Consider the following 21192-nt stretch of genomic DNA (forward strand, 5'->3'; position numbering starts at 1 on the left):
TTTTTGTGAGGCGGCCGTGCGGTTGAGACGAACGGCAACTCAATTGAATTTTGCGGTAGTTCCTTGCGCGCGTCTTGCGATCAAAAATCGTCGCATCTCCCTGCCATCCCCCTGTCATTCGAGACGCCATCATGCTTAGCCAAGAAAAGAACAAACGCCTCACCGAAGTCGGTCCGGGCACCGCCATGGGCGACTACCTCCGGCGCTATTGGCATCCCATCGCCGGTGTGTCGGAATTCGACGAAAAATCCGTTCGTCCGATCCGGTTGTTCGGCGAAGACCTCGTGCTTTACAAGGATCTGTCCGGCAACTACGGGCTGGTGCAGCGACGCTGTCCGCATCGCAATGCGGATCTCGCGTTCGGCATCGTCGAGCAATGCGGATTGCGCTGCGCGTATCACGGCTGGGAGTTCGGTCGTGACGGCGCGTGCACGCATCAGCCGTTCGAGGAGATCGTCGATCCCACGGCGCGGCTGCGTCAGAAGACGCGCATCACCGCTTACGAGGTTCGCGCCAAAGCCGGATTGCTGTGGGCGTACATGGGGCCGCTGCCCGCGCCGGAATTGCCCGATTGGGAGCCGTTCAGTTACGAGCACGGCTTCGCGCAGGTGGTCATGGCCGAGATTCCCTGCAACTGGTTCCAGTGCCAGGAAAACTCCATCGATCCCGTGCATTTCGAATGGACGCATAACAACTGGACGGCGCGTCAGCAGGACGCCGGCGCCGCCTACGTGCCCACGCACTTGAAAGCCGCTTACGAAGAGTTCGAGCATGGCTTCGTCTACAAACGTTTGCGCGCGGCGGAGAGCGAGGAGAACGTCATGTGGACGGTGGGACGCGTGACGTTGTGGCCGAACGGGTTCTATCTCGGGCATCACTTCGAGTGGCGTGTGCCCATCGACGACGAAAACACGCTGTCGGTGTTCTGGGTCTTCAATCGCGTGCCGAAGGAACAGGAGCCTTATGTCCAGACACGCATTCCGACGTGGTACGGACCGCTGTACGACGAGAACGGCGACTGGATCACGTCGCACGTGGCGAATCAGGATTTCGCTGCGTGGGTCGGACAGGGGCGCATTACCGATCGCTCGAAGGAAACGTTGGGGGCAAGCGATCGCGGCATCGTGATGATGCGCCGCAAGTTCTTCGAGGAGCTTGAGGCCGTGGCCGGTGGTGCTGCGCCCAAAGGCCTGATTACCGATCCCGCGAAGAACGCGCGCGTGTTCTTGCCGTCAGCCTGTCGGGAGGAGATGTTGACGGGGCTCACGCGCGAGGCACTGTCGGCGCATCCGTTGCTCGGCCCCTATCTGCATGACTTTTTCGGGCAGGCCGGGCAGCCGGACGACGTGCGCGAAGCGTACGAACAGGCGGTGGGGCAGAAGATGCGCGGCGCGAAGTTCTTCACGGTGCACGGTGCAGGCGAAGCGCAAGGCGACGAAGCAGATAAAGCAGGCAAGGCGTAGCGGACACGTAGCGATCGATGGGATCGGGGTGCGATCCAGATGTGACCGTTTGTGATCGTTGGGTGTGGTTCATCCGAAACATAACTTCAAGAACGCGAGGACAAGGTGAACGTAAAGACAAAACTGAGCGGGTTCGGCTCGATGGCGAGGGGCTGGCGGGTGCTACGTGGTATGTGGGTTGCGGGCGTTCTGGGAGCAACGGCGTGGTCGGCTCAGGCACAGGGCACGCCGCCGCTCAAGGAGGTGACGTTCCTGCTCGCGGCGCCGCCGGGCGAGCTGGCGTTCGCGCCGTTCATGCTCGCGCAGAGCAAGGGCTATTACGCGCAGGAGGGGCTGAAGATCCGATGGATCACCGTGCACGGCGGCGCTGCGGTCGGCAAGCAGTTGGCGGCGGGCAATGGCGATATCGGCGACGCGCTTGGTGACACGGCGATCGTATTGCGTAACAACGGGATTCCCGTCAAAGGTGTGGCGTTGCTCGGTGGTCACCCGCTGCATCAGTTCATCACGCGGGCGGATCGCAACATCGCGCAGGCCAGCGACCTGAAGGGCAAGACGTTGTCGGTCATGTCGTACGAAGACACGTCGTATTACGTCACGCTGGGCATTCTGGCCGCAGGCAAATTGAGCAAGAGCGACGTGACGATATACGCGGGCGGGCCGAATGGCGTCTGGCAGGACGTCGCCAACGGTCGCTCGGACGGGTTGGTCGGCACGCCGGAGTGGGGGGCTCGTGTCGAGGAGACCGGCGTCAAGGTGCATTACCGGCCGACGGATCAACTGACGCCGGGCATGGGGCAGGCGATCATCGCGTCAGACAAGAAGATCGCGTCCGATCCCGAGACCATTGCGAGGTTCGTGAAGGCGACGATGAGGGCGATGAGTGAGATCGAGGCCGACCCGGTGGCAGCGTCGAAAGCCTATGTGGCGGCAGTGCCGACCTATGCCGACAAGCTGGATTTCGTGACGAAGGTGCTGACTTACTACGCGAAGTATGTTTTCCCGAGCCGCCTGCCTCCGGGGGAGTTCGACCCGGTCATCGTGGCTCACGTGCAGAACTCGTACGTCGACAAGAAGGTGGTGCGTTTAGCACAACCGGTGGAGTCGCTTTACACGAATCAGTTTATTCCGGGGAGCAAGTAAGGCACTTGTAAGCTTTTCTAGGCATACAAACCATTGTGCACAAATAAAAGGCGGCGCCATGAGAGTGGGCTGCCTTTTATTATTGGCTTGTAATGATCTTTGGATGATTTTTCAGTCGGTGATGTTGTTTTCTATATCTCTATGAATGCTAATAAAATCATATATTTAAAATGTTATTCGGTTTGGTGATTGACAGTCGGGTAAGCATGTGAAAGGATTCGGGCGATAAAGAAAATTACCAGAAATAACACACGCAACGCGTTCGCCAATAATAACGGGGTAGTCCGAATGTTTCGTATCGCTTCTCGCCAAATCGATACGCCTGTGTCACGCACAGGCCGTGCCAACGTTTCGATCTTTCGCGAAGCCTGTCCCCGCTGTTAGCGAAATAGGGCCATAGCGCTCCTTACCGCGCTTTCCGCTTTTCCGCCGTCTTCGGCAATTCACCGAAGTTAGTCCGACAGACATCGATGCCCTTCGCTCATGCGGCGGAGTGTTTGCGTTTGCCTGCGCGCATCGTGCTGATCGTTGGCCGTTCCCGGAAAGCCGCACAAGTCGTTCCGAATTCAGATACTCGTGCATCAATAAAAACAAAGACCCTGGGAAATCAAATGAATCACATTTATCGCGTGGTGTGGAGCGCCGGTCTGGGCATGTATCAGGTGGCCTCGGAAGTCGCCAGCGGCCATGGTGGGAAGTCGCGCTCGGTCGATCGCCGTCGGGCACGCAAGGCAGCCGCTGTGGCGGCAGTGGCCGTGGCTTCGATGAGTTCGGGTATGGCGTTCGCCGTACCGGTGAACCCCGTCGCCACGATGGATGGCCTGACGACGCTGTTCGGCGGGCAACCGGATCAGTTCACCTCACCCGCATGGGCGTTCGACGGTACGAACCTGACGATTTCCGGCTCGACGTTTGCCACGATCACGGGAAGCCTCGGCACGATTTCGAACGCGGGTACGCTGACGGGTACGTATGCCCTGTCGTTCTCTGCGGCAGCGAATGTGTCACGTGTCGAGAACGATGGCTCGATCAACGTGACCGGTAGCAGCTCCGGGTCGTACAACAGCGGCACGATCGGCACCTTCGTCAATCGCGGATCGGTGACGACGGGCACGTTTGGCGGTATCGGCAATGGCGGCTTGATTTCCCAGTTCGAGAATAGCGGCACGATCACCGGGTTCCTGCAAGGCCTGAACAACAGCGGCACGTTGACGTCCGCGGTCAATACCGGATCAATTGCTGCGACCGCCGGATATGGCGTGTTGAATACGTCGCAGTTCGGCGAACTCAACAACAGTGGACGTATCTCGGGCATTTTCGGCATCGCGGCGGTCAATACCGGTTTGCCGAATCCGCAACTTGGTTCGCTGATCAACAGCGGCACCATTGTCGGAACGGAAACGGGTATTTCCAACAGTGGCACGTCGATTACGACCGTGGAAAACCGTAGCGGTGGACTGATTACGGGCACGAACGGCACGATTGGTGTGGGCATCGCTAACCGAAGTGCCACCATCAGTTCGGCGCAGGTGCACGGTGCGATCGGCACGATCAACAACGCCGGTACGATCTCCGGCGCCGTCTATGGCATCTATAACGTCGATTCGATCGGTACGATCAACAACCTCGCGAGCGGGGTGATTACCGGGTCGTCCGCTGCGATCACCAATCCGTCTTCGGACGCTTCGGTGGGGCAGATCAATAACGCCGGCACCATTGTCGGGAACGTCCTGTACGGCGGGTCTCAGGCATTGTCCATCGCCGGCGCGTCGGGCGCGTCGTTCGGTACGCTGACGGGCTACGGCGGTTCGATGGGGACGCTGGCGAGCTCGTTCGCCGATGTGCATTTCAACGGCGGCAACCTGCTGCTCAACGATAACATCGACCTCCTCAATGCCCGCACGGCGTTCAACGACACGTCCGTGTTGCAGGTCAACCAGCCGATCTTCGTCACCGGCAACTACTCGCAGGGCGCTAACGGCACGTTGCAGATCGGCGTCGGCACCGGCGCGGTGACGACGGGCAATATCGGACTCGATACCGGTTACGGCCGTCTGCTGGTCTCGGGCAACACCAGCCTTGCCTCGGGTTCGACCATCGCCTTGCAATCGCTGGGATACAGCTTCGCCGCAGGCCAGCGTTTCGTCGTGATCGATACGACGGGCAGCGCCACCTACAACGAAGGGACGTTGCGTTACGTTGTCAACGGCGCGCCTCATCTGTCGGGCACGGGAGCGAACGTCTTCAGCGGCGGACATCAGGATCTCGTCGTCACGGTCACGGCGCCGTATGTCGGCGCCATGGGGGCCACGACGGCGCTCGTGGCGGGTACGCCTTCGGCATCGCTGCCGGACTGGAGCTACGACGGCGCGAACCTGTCCGTTACCGGTACCTCGTTCGCCACGATCACCGGCGGCATGGGCACGCTGACGAACTCTGGCACGCTGACCGGCGCTTACGCATTGTCGACGTCGACGGCGGCCAATATCGGACTTCTTGAGAACAACGGCGTGATTGCCGCGACCGGCTCGGGTAGCTCAGGTCTCTATAACGGTGGCACGATCGGGACGCTGGTCAACCGTGGATCGGTGTCGACGGCGGTGTTCGGCGGTGTCAACAACGGCGGCACGCTCACGCGCTTCGAGAATTCCGGCACGATCACGGGGGCATCGCAAGGTCTGAACAACAGCAATGTACTCACGTCGGCGCTCAATTCGGGCACGATTCAGGCCGCTAATGGCTACGGTGTGCTCAACTCCGCGCAATTCGGCGCGTTGACGAACACCAGTACGGGACTGATCTCGGGCTATTACGGTGTCATCTCCACCAAGACCGGTTTGGCGAACCCGTCGATGGGGACGCTGACGAATAGCGGCACCATTACCGGCACCAACAAGGGGGTCGTGAACAGTGCCAGCTACCTCGGTCTGCTCGACAACCAGTCGGGCGGACAGATTCTCGCCACTGGGGGCACTACGGCGGACATCGCTGCGGTGACCAATACGGCTGGCGGATCGATCGGCCAGATCAAGAACGCGGGCATCATATCGGGCGGCTACTACGGCATCTACAACGACGCCGCCATCGGCACGATCGACAACCTCGCCGGTGGCCTGATCAAGGGGCTGGGTGGCGCGATTTCGAATCAGTCGCCGACGTCGTCGATCGGTCAGATCAACAACGCGGGCACGATTGCCGGCTGGATCATCAACCGTTCGCCGAACACGCTGTACATCAGTGGTGCGACCGACGGTTCGTTCGGTACGCTGACCGGTTTCGGTCCGACGTACCCCAGCACCATCGTCAGCACGAACGCCGATGTGCATTTCAATGGCGGCAAGCTGGTCGTTGACGATCACTTCGATCTCGCCGGCACCCGCACGGCGTACAACGATTCGTCGGTGCTTCAGATCAACAAGGTGTTGAACGTCAACGGCAACTATTCGCAGGGGGCCGACGGCACCTTGCAGATCGGTGTCGCCAACGGTGCGCTCGCGACGGGCAATTTCGCGACCGATGTCGGTTATGGGCGTCTGCTCGTCTCGGGCAACACTTACATTGCGCCGGGCTCGTCCATCGCGCTGCAATCGCTGGGCTACAACTTTGCGGCAGGCCAACGCTATGTCGTGATCGATACGGCAGGTTCGGCGATCTACAACGAGGGAACGCTGCGCTACAGCGTGAACGGCTATCCCGCGCTTGCCGCGAGCGGCGCCAAGGTCGGTAATGGCAGCAACAACGATCTGGTCGTGACGATCTTTGCGCTGCCCAACATCGGCACCATCGGCGGCACGACGGCGCTCACACCGGGTGTCGCCACGGGCGTTGCACCTGACTGGGCGTACGACGGTGCGAACCTGACGATCACCGGCACGACCTTCGGCTCGATCAACGGCTCGCTCGGCACGCTGACGAACAATGGCACGCTGACCGGAACGTCGGCGCTGTCGGTGGGCGGCAGCGGCGGCAGCATCGACCGTGTCACGAACAACGGTCTGATCCATGCGACGGGGACGACCGATTCGGCGATCTACAACGGTGGCGTGATCGGCACGCTCGTCAACAACAACACGCTGCTCTCCGAGAACATGGCCGGGGTAAACAGCGTGGCGACGCTGACGCGTCTCGAAAACAGCGGGCAGATCACTGGCGGCCGGCTTGGTGTTGCGAACACCGGCGTGCTGACGACGCTGGTCAATACCGGCACCATCACGTCCACTTCGACGATTTCGACGGGCGTGGGTCTGTGGAGCACCGGCCAGATCGGTTCGGTCAATAACAGTGGCCGAATCACGGGCTACACCGGCGTCATGCTTACGCCGTCGGGCAACGTCACGTCGCGCTCCACGCTCGATACGCTGACCAACAGCGGCACCGTGGTGGGCAGTTTCTCCGGGCTGAGCAACTACGGCGGCACGATCGGTACGATCAACAACCTGGTGGGCGGACGCATCACTGCCACTGACACTTCCTACTCGTCGGGTATCGTCAACGACTGGACGACGGTCAATGGAACGTCCTACGGCGGCACGATTGGCACGATCAACAACGCCGGTACGCTCACGGCAGGCTATTACGGTATCTACAACGCCAACGCGATCGGCACCATCAACAACCTCGCCGGTGGTGTGATTACGGGATTGGGCGGTGCTATCTCGAATCAAAGCGCGACGTCCTCGATCGGGCAGATCAACAACGCCGGCACGATCGCAGGCTGGATCATCAACCGTTCGCCGAACGATCTGCGCATCGCCGGTGCGACCGACGGCACGTTCGGCACGATCACGAGCTTCGGTCCGACGTATGGCGGCACGATCGTGAGCACCAATGCAGATGTGCGCTTTAACGGCGGTAATCTCGTTGTCGGCAATAACTTCGATCTGGCGGGCACGCGCACCGCTTACAACGACGCCTCGGTGCTTCAGATCAACAAGGCGATTCAGGTCTCGGGCAACTACGCGCAGTCTGCCGGCGCAACGCTGCAAATCGGCGTGGCAAGCAATGCCGTCACGACCGGCGATGCCACGACCGACAGTGGTTACGGGCGTCTGGTGGTGAGCGGAAACACGACGCTTGCCGCCGGATCGAGCGTGGCGCTGCAATCGCTGGGCTACAACTTCGCGGCAGGTCAGCGCTACGTGGTGATCGACACCGCAGGCACGGCCAACTACAACGCCGGCTCGCTGGTATATCGCGTCAATGGTTCGACGACACTCGATGCCAGCGGCGCCGAAGTCGCCAACGGCAGCCACAAGAACCTGGTGGTGACGCTCGCCAACGGTACCGGGGCGAATAACGGCGCTGGCAATGGCGGTATCAACAATGGCGCGGGTTCGGGCGTTGGCGGGGGCAGCGGCACGGGGTCGAACCCCGAGGCGGGCAACGGCAACAACAACACTGGCCTGCCGGCATTCGATCCGCGCACCAATTCGACGATCGCGTCGACGCCGAACGCCGTGTCGGCCTTGCGAGGCTTGCTGGGATATACCGGCGTGAGCGATCCACAACTGCTCAACCTGTTCAACGCGACGCTCGGCTCGCTGAGCGATCGCTCCAGCGATTCGGCAAACCGGGTCGGCAAGCAACTCGCGCCTGCGCAGAATACGCGTGCAGCCGGTGCGGCGACGTTCGACTCGATGGGTGTCGTGAACTCGCACGTCAATGGCCTGCGTGTAGCGCAAGCGGGCGGTACCGGTGTCGCTACCGGCGATGCCGCAGCCAACTGGGGCGTGTGGGGGCAAGCCTTCGGCGGTCATGCGAGCCAGTCGGCACGTGATGGTGTGGATGGCTACAGCGCGAATTACGGCGGGTTGCTCGTCGGTGCAGACCGCGCGTTCGGCGACCACGTGCGTGCCGGGGGGGCCTTCCAGTTTTCACGCACGGTCATCAACAACGATGGCAGCACGGCGGGCAATTCCACCAGCGTGAACGGCTATGGTCTGATCGGCTATGCCGCTTACACCGGCGAGCCGTGGTACGTGAACCTGACGGGTTCGGTCGTGTTGCAGCGTTACGATTCGAAGCGCTTCGTGTCGATGCAAGGCTTCAACGGCATGGCCAACGGCAATTTCGACGGCCAGCAATACGCGACGAGCGCCGAATTCGGTTGGCCGTTGGCACTGGGTCGTGCCATCGTCACGCCGCTCGCCAGCATCACGTATAGCTATCTGAACCAGAACAGCTACACGGAAACGGGCGGTAACGGCACGGCGTTGTCGGTGGGTAGCGCGGGCAGCAGCTCGGTACGCAGTGCGTTGGGCGCCAAGATCGCGCTGCCGTTCGAGACGTCGTCGGGCACGTGGACGCCGGAATTCGGTCTGCGCTGGGTGCACGAGTACAACCGCACGCGTCAGACCACCGGGGCGAGCTTTGCTGCGGATCCGACCGGTCAGACGGGCTTTACTACCGTTGGGGCAACCCCGGTGTCGGATCTGGCCGAGATGTCGGCGGGCGTAACGCTCATGCGCGCGAACAACCTGAGCGCGTCGATTCGCTACGATCTGCAAGCAGGCTCGGGCTTCGTGTCGCACACCGGTATCGTGCGCGTGCGGCAGCGCTTCTGATCGTCTGAGGCATGCAGGCAAGACCCGGCGGTCGCAGCCCATTGACACGGCTGCGACCGCCGTGGAAGTATCACGCAGTGCCCCGGCCTTGCGATGTTTCTGGCCGACTCCCGCCTTTCTCCCGGTTGTTATCCGATGTCTTCCGCTCCCGCACCCTCGTCGGCGTCCTCCGATCCGGCTCAAGACGCTTCTCAGACCGCCTCTCAGACCGTTCCTCAGACGCTGACTTTCGCGCAGGCGATGACGCTGGCGAATTCGCATTGGCAGGCGGGACAGGCGCAGCAGGCCGAAAGCCTGTGCCGACGCGTGCTGGAAGTCGCTCCCGAACATCCCGATGCGCATTATCTTCTGGGGCTCATGGCGCATGCGTTCGGCAAGCGCGACATGGCGATCGGGCATCTTGAGACGACCTGCCGTGCGGCAAACGGGTACGCCGCCTGCTGGTCGGATCTGGCCGAGATGTACCGGCAGGCAGGCCGTCTGGACGAGGCTGTGACCGCCGGGCGGCGCGCGGTCGAGATCGATCCGGCGTTCGCGGCCGGGTGGAACAATCTCGGCATCGCCTTGCAGGAGGCCGGGCAGCTCGAATCGAGTCTGACCTGTCTGACCCGTGTGGGCGAACTGGAACCCGGCTCAGCCGATGCCCAGAACAATCTGGGCAATACCGCGCGTTTGCTGCGTCGCTTCGATGTGGCCGAAGCGCATTACCGCCGCGCGCTTGCCCTCGATCCACAGCGGGCCGACACCCTCAGCAATCTCGCGTCACTGCTCAGCGTGCAGCAACGATTCGACGACGCCGAGACGTTGGCCCGTCGTGCCATCGATATCGCGCCGAGCTTTGTCGACGCGTATCGCAATCTTGCCGACATCGAGTTGTCACGGGGCAATGTGGCGTCGGCGCTACAGGTTGTCGAGGTGATGTCGGCATTCGCCGCACAACATCCTTCGACGCTCGTCGCGCGCGCAAGCATTTTGCGTCTGGTGGGCCGTCTCGACGAAGCGCTGGCCAGCGCTCGCGCTGCGGTCGAGCTTGTACCGGACAACGCCAACCTGCGGGCGACGCTGGCGGCTGTGGAGGCGGACATTGCCGCGCAGTCGGTATCTGCACAATCATCGGACGCGGTTCACGGTGAAGCACGAACGCCTGCGATGCAGGATCTCGCTGCCATTCACGAGACGGCCGCCCAACGTATCGCATCGCAGGACTTCGCGGGCACGGAAGCGCTACTGCGCGAGGTCGTATCCGCCGGTGCGGCGCCGATGTCGATGTGGCGCTTGCTGGCGGTCGCCTTGCGTGCGCAGGGCAAGGCTGAGGAGGGCCGAGACGTGCTGGCGATGCTTGCGCGGCAGGTGCCGGGCGATCTGTCCAACCGATTCGATCTTGCAGAGGCGCTGCTCTTGCTGGGGGATTTCGAACGCGGCTGGCAGGAGTACCGCTACCGGTACAGCCTTGAGCACACGCAGTCCATTGAACGTAAGGTGCAGCGTCCGCGTTGGAGCGGTCAGCCGATTCCCGGGAAAACGTTGCTCATCCACGACGAGCAGGGTTATGGCGACACGTTCCAGTTCATGCGCATGGCGTTGTGGGCGAGGGAGCGGAGTCAGGCGCGGGTGATTTTCGAGGTCAATCCCGAGACGCTGTCGATCGCGCGACGCATGTGGGGTGACGCCGATATCGTCGCTCGCGGCACGTTGCCCGTGACGTTCGATCAGCATTGCGAGTTGATGAGCTTGCCGATGGCCATGGGCCTGAAGCTCGCCGATTTGCCGGGCAATACCGCCTATCTGCGCGCCGACCCGGCGCGCGTGGCGCATTGGCGTGCACGGTTGGCTGAGGTGCCGAAGCCATGGGTGGCCGTGGTGTGGGCCGGGCGTCCGGAGCACGTGAACGACAGCAACCGCTCCGTAGCGCTCGATCAGTTGGCGCCGCTGGGTGCGAGCGGCGCCACGTTTGTGTCGATTCAGAAGGGCCCCGCGGCTTCGCAGGCGCATACGCCGCCCGCAGGCATGACGATGGTGTCGTTGAGCGACGAGATTCGCGACTTTGAGGACACTGCTGCCATTCTCCATCTCGCGGATCTGCTGATTTCGGTCGATTCCTCACCCGTCCATCTGGCCGGCGCCATGGGGCGGCCGGTGTGGGTGATGCTGCCTTACGTGCCGGACTGGCGCTGGTTGCTCGGGCGGGACGATTCGCCGTGGTATCCCGGCATGAGACTATTCCGTCAACCGGGGGTCTCCCAATGGGCACCGGTGATCGAGCGCATGGCGCACGATTTGACGCAGTTCGTCGCTCGATGGACGCCGGCGGGAAGCAACGAGACATGACGGAAATGACGATGGTGAGCGATGCGCGCATGGGCACGCGGCGATGGGCGGAACGGGCCAGGCGGGCCGGGTGGGCGATGGCCTTGAGCGCAGTGGCGCTCATCTCAGGCTGCGCGAGCCTCGATCGCAACGCCCATGCCGAAGCGATCGCGCAGCCCGCGGGTCTGAAGCGCGAGGTGCTGGCTGCCGGGGACTTCCGGATGACGGCATTCTCTCGCGTCACCCGCCCCGACAGGCCGTTGCGGATCTACATCGAGGGCGATGGGCTGGCGTGGGTGTCGCGCACGGAACCGTCGATGGACCCAACGCCGGTCGCAGCAACCGGGCTCGCGCTGGCCGCAGTGGATCCGTCTGCCAACGTCGTCTACCTCGCGCGCCCCTGTCAGTTCACGCCGATGGCAGACAACCCGCGTTGTGGCATCTCATATTGGACTGGCAAACGCTTTGCGCCCGAAGTGCTCGATGCGATGGACGCCGAAATCAGCCAGTTGGCGAAGCTTGTGCCGGGGCAGCCGCTGGAACTGGTCGGGTTCTCCGGGGGCGGCGCGATTGCGGTGTTGCTCGCGGCCCGTCGACACGATGTCGCTTCGCTACGAACGGTGGCGGGCAATCTCGACGTCGAGTACGTGAACGAATTGCATCATGTCTCGGCGATGCCCGATTCGCGCAATCCCATCGCCGTTGCCCGTCGGGTTGCGCGCATTCCCCAGATCCATTTCAGCAGCGCCGAGGACACGATCGTGCCGCCGGATGTCGCGAAGCGCTTTGCTGCGGCTGTGGGCGGTGCGTGCGTCAGGACGTCCGTGGTGACCGGCCTGTCTCACGACGGTGACTGGGCCGCGCGGTGGCGCGACCTGCTCGCGCAGACGCCCGTTTGTGGCAGCGCGCCGGGCGATGCCCGATGAGCCGCCGCGGCAGCCGTTGGTGGCGAGTCAGGTTTCCCGAACCAGCGCGGCCATCGCATCGAGAAGCGTGACGTCGCCCCGCAAGGCGTGCTTGCCGTCATCCCGGAACCGGAACGTGCCGTCATTGAAGGCGTCCAGCATCTGGATGCGCGGCAGCGGGTTACGCATGCCTTGCGCACGGAATAGCGGATCCCATCCCGCGCGCGGCACGGCCTCGGCACTCACGTCGCGAACCAGCGTGCGGGCGAGTGCGGCGGCAATATCGTCCGGTGAATAACGCTCGGGACCTTCGATCTCCCAGATCCGTTCGTCACTGAAATCTTCCTGCATGGCCCGTGCGGCGAAATGGCCCACGTCGTTGGTCGATACCATCGGGATCGCGCGGTCCACGGGCGCGAGATAGCTCGGAAACTCGCCGCGCTCACGGGCGGGCGAAATGTCCCACGCGAAGTTTTCCATCAGCCATGCCGGACGCAGGAACGTGACCGGCAATGACAGCGAGACCATCGCCGTCTCGAACATATGCAGTGCGGTGAGCAACGTGGGGACTTCGACATCGGCGCCGATGCTCGACAGGCAGACGACGCGCTTCGGACGCGTGGCCGCAAGCGCCTGACGCACGGCGTCGATCAGATGGCGGGCGTGCGAGAAGTCCGGCTCGGGGTCGGCGTTCGGCGGCAGCATGACGAACACGGCTTCGCTGCCGCGAAAGGCATTGGTGAGGGCATCGACGTCGCCATTCTCGGCAACGGCGATCTCACCGCCGAGCGTCGCCCATCGGCTCGATTTGACGGGGTCCTGAACGACAGCACGCAGCGGCACGCCTGCCTTCAGCAAATCGTGGCCGATGACGCCGCCGACGCGTCCCGTGATACCCATTACGGTGTACATGGTCACTCCTCGCGCGCAGTCACGTTGCCGTAAAAGTAACACGGGAGCGGCAACGTCTCATAACTGCATGGCATCCACGGCGACCGCCCGGGGTTGCTGCGGCGAACGGCGGCGGGCGTTGAGCAAGGCGGCGCCGGCATCGGCCAGCCGGACGGCCTCTCTCGCGCGCTCGCACATGTCGCGTTCATAGTCGGCAAGTGCTTGCGATAGCGGCATGCGGCCCTGCGCCACGGCGTGCAGGTGTTCTGCGAGGCGGGCGGCGTCGCGCAAGGCGGTGTTGGCGCCCAGTCCGCCAGCGGGACTCATGGTGTGCACGGCATCGCCCAACCCCGTGACGTTCTCGACCTGCCACGGCAGCGGACTGGTCGTGCTGCGCACGGGCATCGTCCGGATGGTCTCCGGTACCGCGTGCGAGAACAGCGATTCCAGATGCGGATGCCAACCGGCGGTGAGCGTTTCGATGCGATTGAGCGGCGCATTGTCCGCCAGCCCGATGCCGGTGCGAGGCGTGCCCAGCAATGTCTGGGAGGGGCCGATGAAGGCCCAGTACAGATAGTCGGCAACCGGCGAGAGCGGCATGCGGGCCGGACACGCGACGTCTGGCGTCGGCAATGGGTTGACCGGCGGACGACGGAACAGCATCGCCTCGATGACGACCGCGAAGCCGTCGGCAAACACGACCGTACTGCCTTCCATCGTCGTGGCTTCGCCGTGCGCGTCCATCAGAACGAGCAAGGCGGTAGATACCGGTGTCAGTCCGTAAATGCAGACGTTGCCCGTGTCGCGCGGGGTCATGCCGGGCAACACGTATTCGCGAACAAGGGAATGGGTGCCGTCCGCCGCCACGACCAGCCCCGGTGCGCTATGGGTGCCGTCTTCGAAATGCGCGATGCGGCGACCGTCCTCGGCCGTGGTCGTGCGGGAGAAGGTCTTCCCGAAGTGCACGCGGTCGAGAATGCCGTCGAGCAGGATTTCCCGAAGCGTCTGGCGATGCACGCTGACGTCGCCCGGAATCTCGGGCACGTGCGGCGCGGGGCGTGCCGTGACCGCGGCCGTTCGGCGGCGATGTGCGGTGACGCCCTCGTCCGTATGGGCGTCGTGCCAACTGGGCGGCAGGACGACATCGGCGTCGTCGAGCTGCGGCGTGACGAAGCGGCCGCCGGTGCGGGCCGCCGCTGCGCGCTCGCGCACGCGCTCGACGTGGCCGTCGGGCAGGCATTGGGTGAGGGCGTCGAGGCCGTCGGCGTCGATGCGCAGACGGTATCCCTGGAAGCGGGCTTCGGGGGCGGCATCGCGCTCATAGACATCGAACGGGATGCCTGCGCGACGCAGGCCCTGAGCGAGACACAGGCCGCCCAGACCCGCGCCGATGATGGTGACATGCAAGGCAGACATGATCGTGAAGGTGCCCCCCGAAGGCGGCTGAGTGTGGTACTTCGCTCATTGTCTGCGCGCTCGGCGCTGACCTGATAACATCGTTTGGTCATAAAACAATGCAAATCGGACAAACGTATGTGTGCCACCCCTGCCGATCCCCTTCGTCCCGATCCGGATGACACCCTCGATTCGTTCCCGCTCACCGCGCAGTCGCGCAGGAAGTCCGACGTGCCGATGATGTCGCTGGAGAACTCGCCATTCGCCCGGTACAAGCCGAACGACCGGCCGGACGGTCCGCCCGTGTGGGCGTTCGGCGGGAGCGACCATGAGCGAAGCCTTTTCAAGATCGGCACGCGTGAGCTCGACTGGCATTCGCATGTGCGCGGGCAGTTGTTCTGCATTCACTCGGGGCTGGTGCACGTGCATACGCCTTACGGGGCGTGGGTGCTGCCGCCTTACCGTGCGGGATGGATTCCGCCGAACGTGACGCACCGCGTGTCGTTTGCCGGTGTGGTGAGCGGGTGGATCGTGCTGGTGGCGCCGAGCGCCGCGACGGTGTTGCCATCGACGCCACGCGTGGTGGGCGTGTCCGAGTTGCTGGCGGCGCTGGTCAAGCGGGCGGTGGCGTGGGCATCTCGCGATGCGTTGACGGACGAGGAGGCGCGTCTCGCACAGGTGCTGATTGACGAGATCGCGCGTGCACCGGCGGAGCCGCTGGGGTTGCCGATGCCGACCGATGCGCGGGTGGTGCGCGTGGCGCGTGCCGTGCTCGACGATCTGGGCGGGCAGGCGTCGCTCGACATGCTGGCGCAGCATGCCGGGGTGTCGTCGCGTACGGCACGGCGGCTTTTCGTCGCCGAAACAGGGATGGGGTTCACGCAGTGGCGGCAGCAGGCGCGTCTGGTGAGTGCGCTTGAGCGACTGGCCAACGGGGAGCCGGTCGGCACGATTGCCGACTCGCTGGGGTATTCCACGCCGAGCAATTTCATCGCGATGTTCCGCCGCGCCTTCGGCGAATCTCCGGGGCGGTATTTCCGGCAGGTCGGGCCGCGTATGCCACCGGATGAAGAGGGTGCCGAATGAGCCGACAAGACGTTTCCGCCGAGGGGCGAGAGGTGAGAGAACCCGATGAATCCGCGGGATCGAGGGAATCGACACGCCACGTCGATACGCTCGTCATCGGTGGTGGACAGTCGGCGTTGGCGACGGCGTATTTTCTGCGCCGCTGGCACGTGAACTATGTGGTGCTCGACGATCAGTCGGCAGCGGGTGGCGCGTGGCAGCGTGCATGGCCGTCATTGCAATTGTTCTCTCCCGCGCAGTGGAGTTCGTTGCCCGGGTGGCCGATGCGTGGCGGCGAGCAGCATTACCCATCGCGCGATGAGGTGGTCGCCTACTTGCGCGAATACGAGGCGCGCTATGAGGTGCCGGTGATGCGTCCGGTGAGTGTGGGGCGTGTCGTTGCCGAGGAAGCGGGATTACGCGTGAGCACCGATCGCGGCGACTGGCTGGCACGCACGGTGATCAGTGCGACCGGATCGTGGCGGTCGCCCTACGTGCCTTCGTATCCGGGGCAAGCCTCGTTTCAGGGACGTCAGATGCATTCCGCCGACTATGACGGTGCCGAAGCGCTGCGCGGTGCGCGCGTGCTGGTCGTCGGTGGAGGCAATTCCGGCGCGCAGATCTATGCCGAGGTGTCGCGAGTGAGTGATGCGACCTGGGTCACGCTGGGTCCGCCATCGTTCTTGCCGGATGACGTCGACGGGCGCGTGCTGTTCGAGCGTGCCACCGCCCGGTGGCAGGCGGCACAGCGCGGATCGCCGGACCCCTATCCCGACAATGGGCTCGGGCATATCGTCATGGTGCCGTCGGTACTTGCGGCTCGCGAGCGCGGCGTGTTGCAGGCGGTTCGGCCGTTCGTTCGCTTCGTGGAGAATGGCGTGATCTGGAAGGATGGCGCGTTTTCCGCGGTCGATGTCGTCATCTGGTGCACAGGATTTCGACCGGCGCTGGGGCATTTGCAGTCGCTACCGCTAACGCAGGAAGACGGACGTATTCGCGTTGCCGGAACACGAAGTGTCGATGAGCCCAGACTTTGGCTCGTCGGCTATGGCGAGTGGACGGGATACGCGTCGGCGACATTGATTGGCGTGATGCGTAGTGCGCGCGCGACGGCGCAGGAGATCGTCGCCTATCTCGGCGAGCCGATGTCGGAGACTACGTAGCGCCGAAAGTCCCGGACGACGGGATAGAGTGGTTTCCATGCAGTGACGAGAGCGAACCTTTCGGTATCGTAAATCCACGGAAAGAGCCGCTGATTTCCTACCGAATCTCTCGCACTGCACTTCGTTTTTTCACGCCTCGTCACTTGGGATATCAGGTGGGACGATGCGACAGAAGGTGGTGATGAAGATGGGAACACTCCGGAAAATTGATTCGCGATTTACACGTTTGAAAGTTAGCCACACAGATACCAAATCCAGACACGACGAAATGAGGTTGCAGGCTCGCATTGCGTCGGTCGAAGCGATTCTGCCCACCCTCGCGACCAAAGAGGATCTGGCTAAGGAGATCGGCACGCTGCGTGCCGAAATGCACCAGGAGGTTGGCGGGCTGAGAAGTGAGATGCACAAGGAGTTCGCCACGGTGCATCGTGAGTTGCATGCGCTGACGTGGCGGCTGATCGGTACGATGGTCACGCTCGGCACGGCGCTGGTGGCCGCGACGCATTTCGTTTCGAAGGCCGGGTGATCGCTGGCGGCTGCCAGCGTATTGCGTGACATGCAGCCGTGCATCGGCAGGTGCGAAAAGACGTAATGGCTTGTCGGGCTCGTCGTCCCCGACGAGCCATCGTTCCCGGCTAACCCATAAGCTTTGGCCGTTTTCCGTGACCGGGCGAATGGAGCACCCGGCAAGGACTGACGAACTTGTCGCATGCGACCGCCGCCTGCGCAAACGTCTCGAAGTAGATCGCGTGATCGTCATCCGTGACGTGAGCCTTTTCGATCTCCGCTGCCGTGTCGTTCCATGCCAGCCCAAGGTACTTTCCGTGGTCATGAAACCAGACGACATAGCCCTCTCTTGCTAACGATTTCGGCAATTTCGGCATGGGCGCCTCATCGGGCCTTTTCTTGCCTGTCCCATTGTGTTTCACGTGCTTGCTGTCTTTCGAGGTGGTCATGAAAGTCTCCGTCACTTCCCGGGGAGTTAATTGGATTGGGGGCGGGGTCATGATGTCAGGCGCGAAGTGACCTGAGTTTCAGCTTCATCCGAATAGGAAGTGCAGGAGCGCCGGACCCGACAGGTTTCGGCGTTTTTCACAAATGCGGGCGTTGCTGTGCCGGATGCGCAAATCCACGTGGTAGGCGCGTCTCAGAGGAATGTCGGGCGTTCGTCGGAAAAGCGACAATCTTGGCTGACGCGAGACGCGACTCAGTTCCCGTTTAAGAAATTACGTAATCCTTTGGCAGACGGCGCGCCGGCGTATTGACGCAGACAGCGGCCGCCGGTGTGGCGATTGATCGCGGTTGCGCACGTTGTATCTCTCGGCGATGAGCGAGCTATGGAATCGGACGGCGGCACCAGACGAATAGTCTGGTCGTACAAAAATTGGTTCAGGGATGATTCTTGAAAGTCTTACGTCCAAGCCCCGCAATTCCCCCGCATGACGTTGTTGCCTCCGATTGTTCGCGTCGACCCCAACGCACCGAGATAGCCCGCGATTTCCTCGGCTCACGCAATGTGAGCGGCGGTTTGCGGGACGTCGCCGGTTGCGGTGTCGGTAGGGGGCCCATTTACGTCGTGGACACGACGCTACTGGACGAAGTGATTCGCGCTCGCATGTCGCCCGTTGGCGAGGGGGCGCCGGTTCAGGGCATTCCCGGTACGGCGCCGCGTGCCGATAAGCGTGCGATCTCGTTGATGAACACGCAGACGGGGCAGATTGTTAGCGTTGGAGATCCTCATCACCGGTTTTCGCAGCAGAGCATGTCGAAGCCGATGGCAATGGCGTTGGCGATTCGCTTGATGGGCGATCAGCCGGAACACTACCGGCAGCACATTGCATCGGAACCGTCCGAGCTGCCCTACAACGATCCTGCGCTCATGCCGGATGGCCGCCCGTTCAATTCGAGCGTGAACATTGGCGCCCTCGCCACATGGATGTTGATACACATCCATACGCCGTCGGGAAAGGAGCCTTTCGATCTGTATCTGGAGCTGATGCGCGAGCTGACGGGAAATACCTGTCTGACGGTCAACGAGGAGATGGCGCTTGGCGAGTTCAGGTACTGCCCGCCCGGGGCCGAGAGGAGTCGCAACCGGTTATTGCTCGCAAAGTTGACCGACGTCGGATTCGTCGACGACGACAGTTTGCTGCGCTATGCGTTGCGCAAGCATGGCGGCGGCACAATCAAAGCACACACGACGCGCGACGGGACGCTGGCGCCGTCGTTTGTCGTCGCGTGCCGGCATGCGCTATCCGAAGATGCATTGCTCAGCTACTGCCGCGCTTGTGCCGTGATGGTGAATACCGAAGACATGGTTCGCGTCGCGGGTGTGTTTCGCAACGAGGGCGTCTGGGTCGACGGTGTAGACGGCGCACGCAAGCAGGTGTTGCCCGCAGCGATTGCGGACTACGTCCGACATTCAAACGACATGGGTGGCAGTTACGAGGAGTCGGGGACGCAGTACGCAAAGAATGCGTTCGGTGGAAAGACGGGCGTGGACGGTGGAATTTTCGGCAGCCTGTATCGGCATGCGAATCTCGTGATCGCGACACATCACTCGGATCTGAACGCGGCGGGGAATTCCGGCGAGGGGCAAAAGTGGATCAATGCGCTCAATCGCCTGAGCCTGACGTTTCCATCGTCGCCCGGTACGGCGAAGGCTGGATCATTGCCTTTGACCCGAGTGCGATCCATCGCCACGCGCATGCCGATCGGTGCATTAGGTCTGTCGCCGCGCGACGTCGACCGAAGGTTGCAGATGGACATGACGGATGAAACAAGGCGCTCGCTAATGGACGCGATGCCGCTGATCGATGGCGCGCCGCAGCAGTTTTACGCGAAGGCGCCTGACGGCCGGAAATCGAAGGATCAGACGTTTGGCGGGACACTGCTAGTCTCGGCCGCCGATATCCACGGCACCATGAAACGCTACTACCACATGTCGAAAGATCGGCACGCGCTTGGCAAGGTGGTCGTGGTCGATGAGGCGCATCAGCAAGAAGCGCCTTGGAAGCGAGCTTTATCAGGTCGCTACCGCACGCCCGATCGAAAGAATGGGCCCGGTGGGTCGACCGATGGGTGAGCCTTGTGGCGGCTCCAGCGTAATTTCAAACAACTGATTCGGCTGGAGCGGTGGCAGATTTTCGATGGAAACCTCGACCGGCTCCCCGGCGCGTAGCAATCCCAGCGAAACCGGACCGGACCATCCGTCCGCCTTCGTCCATAGCTGTAACGTCTTATCCGCCTGTGTCGGTTCGGACTTCAGCGGGATCAGGCGCAGTTTCCGATCCGCCCCGACCTGCACCAGCCAGCCCGGGCTTTTATCCTGCGGCGATGCCAGCACAACGACGAATCGGGGCGTTGGTGTGCGGTCCTTCCCACCTAAAATGACGGCAAGGACCAGCGCCGTGCAGGTCACGGCACCGGAGGCTAGCCGCCAGAGCCGGATATCGTCCCAACAGCGGCGCCATATCGAATGCCGCGTGACCGAAACGCTTCGGCTAATGCGCTGCCAAAGCTGCACGGATGGCGTAAGCGGGGCGACGGTGTCGGCCAACGGTTGCAGGCGAGACTCCCACAGGGCAACCCTTGCGGCAAGGACAGGCTCATGCAGTAGCCGCGATTCCACAGCGCGTCTGCGCTCCCAGGTCAGAGTGCCGAGGACATATTCGCCTGCAAGTTCGTCAAGCGCGCTGAGTTCTTCCGGCGTCATTCCATACACTCACGAAGGGATTGCAGGCCACGGCGTACCCAGGCCTTTACGCTGCCCAGTGGGGATCGGAGGCGCTCGGCGATTTCGCTATGCGAGCAGCCGTCAAGATACGCGTAGAGGATGCTGGCCCGACGGGGGGCGTCCAGCCGTTCAAGGCACTGGGCCAGACGGCCATGCATTAGCGGATCGGCAGCGATAGAGAACGCGTTCGGAGCGTGCGTTGAGGCGGCGTTCACATGGGTGTCGAGCATGTCTTCGTCCACATCGACCTCCTGATTCCGACGCCGTACCGTGTTGAGCGCCTGATGACGGACAATGCTGAATATCCACCCGCGGCCGGCACCGCGCCTGACATCGAACGTCGCCGCTTGCGTCCATACTTTCACGAACGCATCGTGCACCACGTCTTCAGCCAGTTGCCGATCGCGCACGATGCGTTGAGCGACGCCTAGCAGATAAGCGGCGTCCCGCTCATAGAGTTGCTGCAATGCTTTTGGGTCTTGCCGAGCGCATGCGGCAATCGAGGCTTCGTAGTCAAACTCGTCCGTCTTTTCGCGCACAGGCACCTCTCGGAAGCGATCG

General features: G+C 62.7%; 14 protein-coding genes. 9 read left to right on the forward strand and 5 right to left on the reverse strand.

The window, feature by feature from the left end:
* The first annotated feature begins 131 nt into the window (after positions 1-131).
* The 5 genes from C5N93_RS02795 to C5N93_RS02815 all read left to right on the forward strand — a co-directional run bounded on the left by C5N93_RS02795 (position 132) and on the right by C5N93_RS02815 (position 12402).
* A complete protein-coding gene (locus C5N93_RS02795; protein ID WP_242558182.1) occupies positions 132-1463 on the forward strand; it encodes an aromatic ring-hydroxylating dioxygenase subunit alpha in 1332 nt (443 codons plus the stop codon).
* Positions 1464-1568: 105 nt separating this feature from the next.
* The gene (locus C5N93_RS02800; protein ID WP_242558183.1) at positions 1569-2606 is read left to right on the forward strand and encodes an ABC transporter substrate-binding protein; all 1038 of its coding nucleotides are present in this window, start codon (positions 1569-1571) and stop codon (positions 2604-2606) included.
* A gap of 611 nt (positions 2607-3217) precedes the next feature.
* On the forward strand, positions 3218-9169 hold the full coding sequence (locus C5N93_RS02805) for an autotransporter domain-containing protein (RefSeq protein WP_242558184.1): 5952 nt from the start codon (positions 3218-3220) through the stop codon (positions 9167-9169).
* Between the two features lie 240 nt (positions 9170-9409).
* The gene (locus C5N93_RS02810) at positions 9410-11497 is read left to right on the forward strand and encodes a tetratricopeptide repeat protein (protein ID WP_242558185.1); all 2088 of its coding nucleotides are present in this window, start codon (positions 9410-9412) and stop codon (positions 11495-11497) included.
* A gap of 77 nt (positions 11498-11574) precedes the next feature.
* Positions 11575-12402 carry an alpha/beta hydrolase gene (locus C5N93_RS02815; RefSeq protein WP_242558229.1) on the forward strand — a complete coding sequence of 276 codons (828 nt, stop codon included), beginning with the start codon at positions 11575-11577 and terminating at the stop codon, positions 12400-12402.
* 27 nt (positions 12403-12429) lie between these two features.
* Here the strand turns inward: C5N93_RS02815 and C5N93_RS02820 are convergent, their stop codons facing one another.
* Positions 12430-13293 carry an NAD(P)H-binding protein gene (locus tag C5N93_RS02820; RefSeq protein ID WP_242558186.1) on the reverse strand — a complete coding sequence of 288 codons (864 nt, stop codon included), beginning with the start codon at positions 13291-13293 and terminating at the stop codon, positions 12430-12432.
* Positions 13294-13350: 57 nt separating this feature from the next.
* Positions 13351-14688, reverse strand: a complete 1338-nt coding sequence (locus C5N93_RS02825) for an NAD(P)/FAD-dependent oxidoreductase (RefSeq protein WP_242558187.1) — start codon at positions 14686-14688, stop codon at positions 13351-13353.
* Positions 14689-14805: 117 nt separating this feature from the next.
* Here C5N93_RS02825 and C5N93_RS02830 point away from each other — a divergent pair, with 117 nt between their 5' ends.
* The 3 genes from C5N93_RS02830 (at position 14806) to C5N93_RS02840 (ending at position 17421) form a co-directional block, all read left to right on the forward strand.
* Positions 14806-15753: a helix-turn-helix transcriptional regulator gene (locus C5N93_RS02830; RefSeq protein ID WP_347403290.1), complete on the forward strand. Its 948-nt coding sequence runs from the start codon at positions 14806-14808 to the stop codon at positions 15751-15753.
* Positions 15750-16895 (forward strand): ArsO family NAD(P)H-dependent flavin-containing monooxygenase, encoded by a 1146-nt coding sequence (locus C5N93_RS02835; protein ID WP_242558188.1) that lies wholly within the window; start codon positions 15750-15752, stop codon positions 16893-16895. The genes C5N93_RS02830 and C5N93_RS02835 overlap by 4 nt, the downstream gene beginning before the upstream one ends.
* A gap of 268 nt (positions 16896-17163) precedes the next feature.
* Positions 17164-17421, forward strand: coding sequence for a hypothetical protein (locus C5N93_RS02840; protein ID WP_242558189.1), 258 nt, complete (start codon positions 17164-17166; stop codon positions 17419-17421).
* A gap of 109 nt (positions 17422-17530) precedes the next feature.
* Here the strand turns inward: C5N93_RS02840 and C5N93_RS02845 are convergent, their stop codons facing one another.
* The gene (locus tag C5N93_RS02845) at positions 17531-17851 is read right to left on the reverse strand and encodes a hypothetical protein (protein ID WP_150722570.1); all 321 of its coding nucleotides are present in this window, start codon (positions 17849-17851) and stop codon (positions 17531-17533) included.
* 659 nt (positions 17852-18510) lie between these two features.
* On the opposite strand from C5N93_RS02845, the gene C5N93_RS02850 reads away from it, so the two are divergent.
* On the forward strand, positions 18511-19980 hold the full coding sequence (locus C5N93_RS02850; RefSeq protein ID WP_277990189.1) for a glutaminase: 1470 nt from the start codon (positions 18511-18513) through the stop codon (positions 19978-19980).
* On the opposite strand, the gene C5N93_RS02855 is transcribed toward C5N93_RS02850, so the two are convergent.
* Complete coding sequence (locus C5N93_RS02855) at positions 19921-20610, reverse strand: anti-sigma factor (RefSeq protein ID WP_242558190.1); 690 nt, start codon at positions 20608-20610, stop codon at positions 19921-19923. The genes C5N93_RS02850 and C5N93_RS02855 overlap by 60 nt on opposite strands.
* Positions 20607-21170: a sigma-70 family RNA polymerase sigma factor gene (locus tag C5N93_RS02860; RefSeq protein WP_242558191.1), complete on the reverse strand. Its 564-nt coding sequence runs from the start codon at positions 21168-21170 to the stop codon at positions 20607-20609. The genes C5N93_RS02855 and C5N93_RS02860 overlap by 4 nt, the downstream gene beginning before the upstream one ends.
* Positions 21171-21192 lie beyond the last annotated feature (22 nt).

Origin of the sequence: Pandoraea sp. LA3 (assembly GCF_022696215.1) — a bacterium.
GTDB classification, from domain to species: domain Bacteria; phylum Pseudomonadota; class Gammaproteobacteria; order Burkholderiales; family Burkholderiaceae; genus Pandoraea; species Pandoraea capi.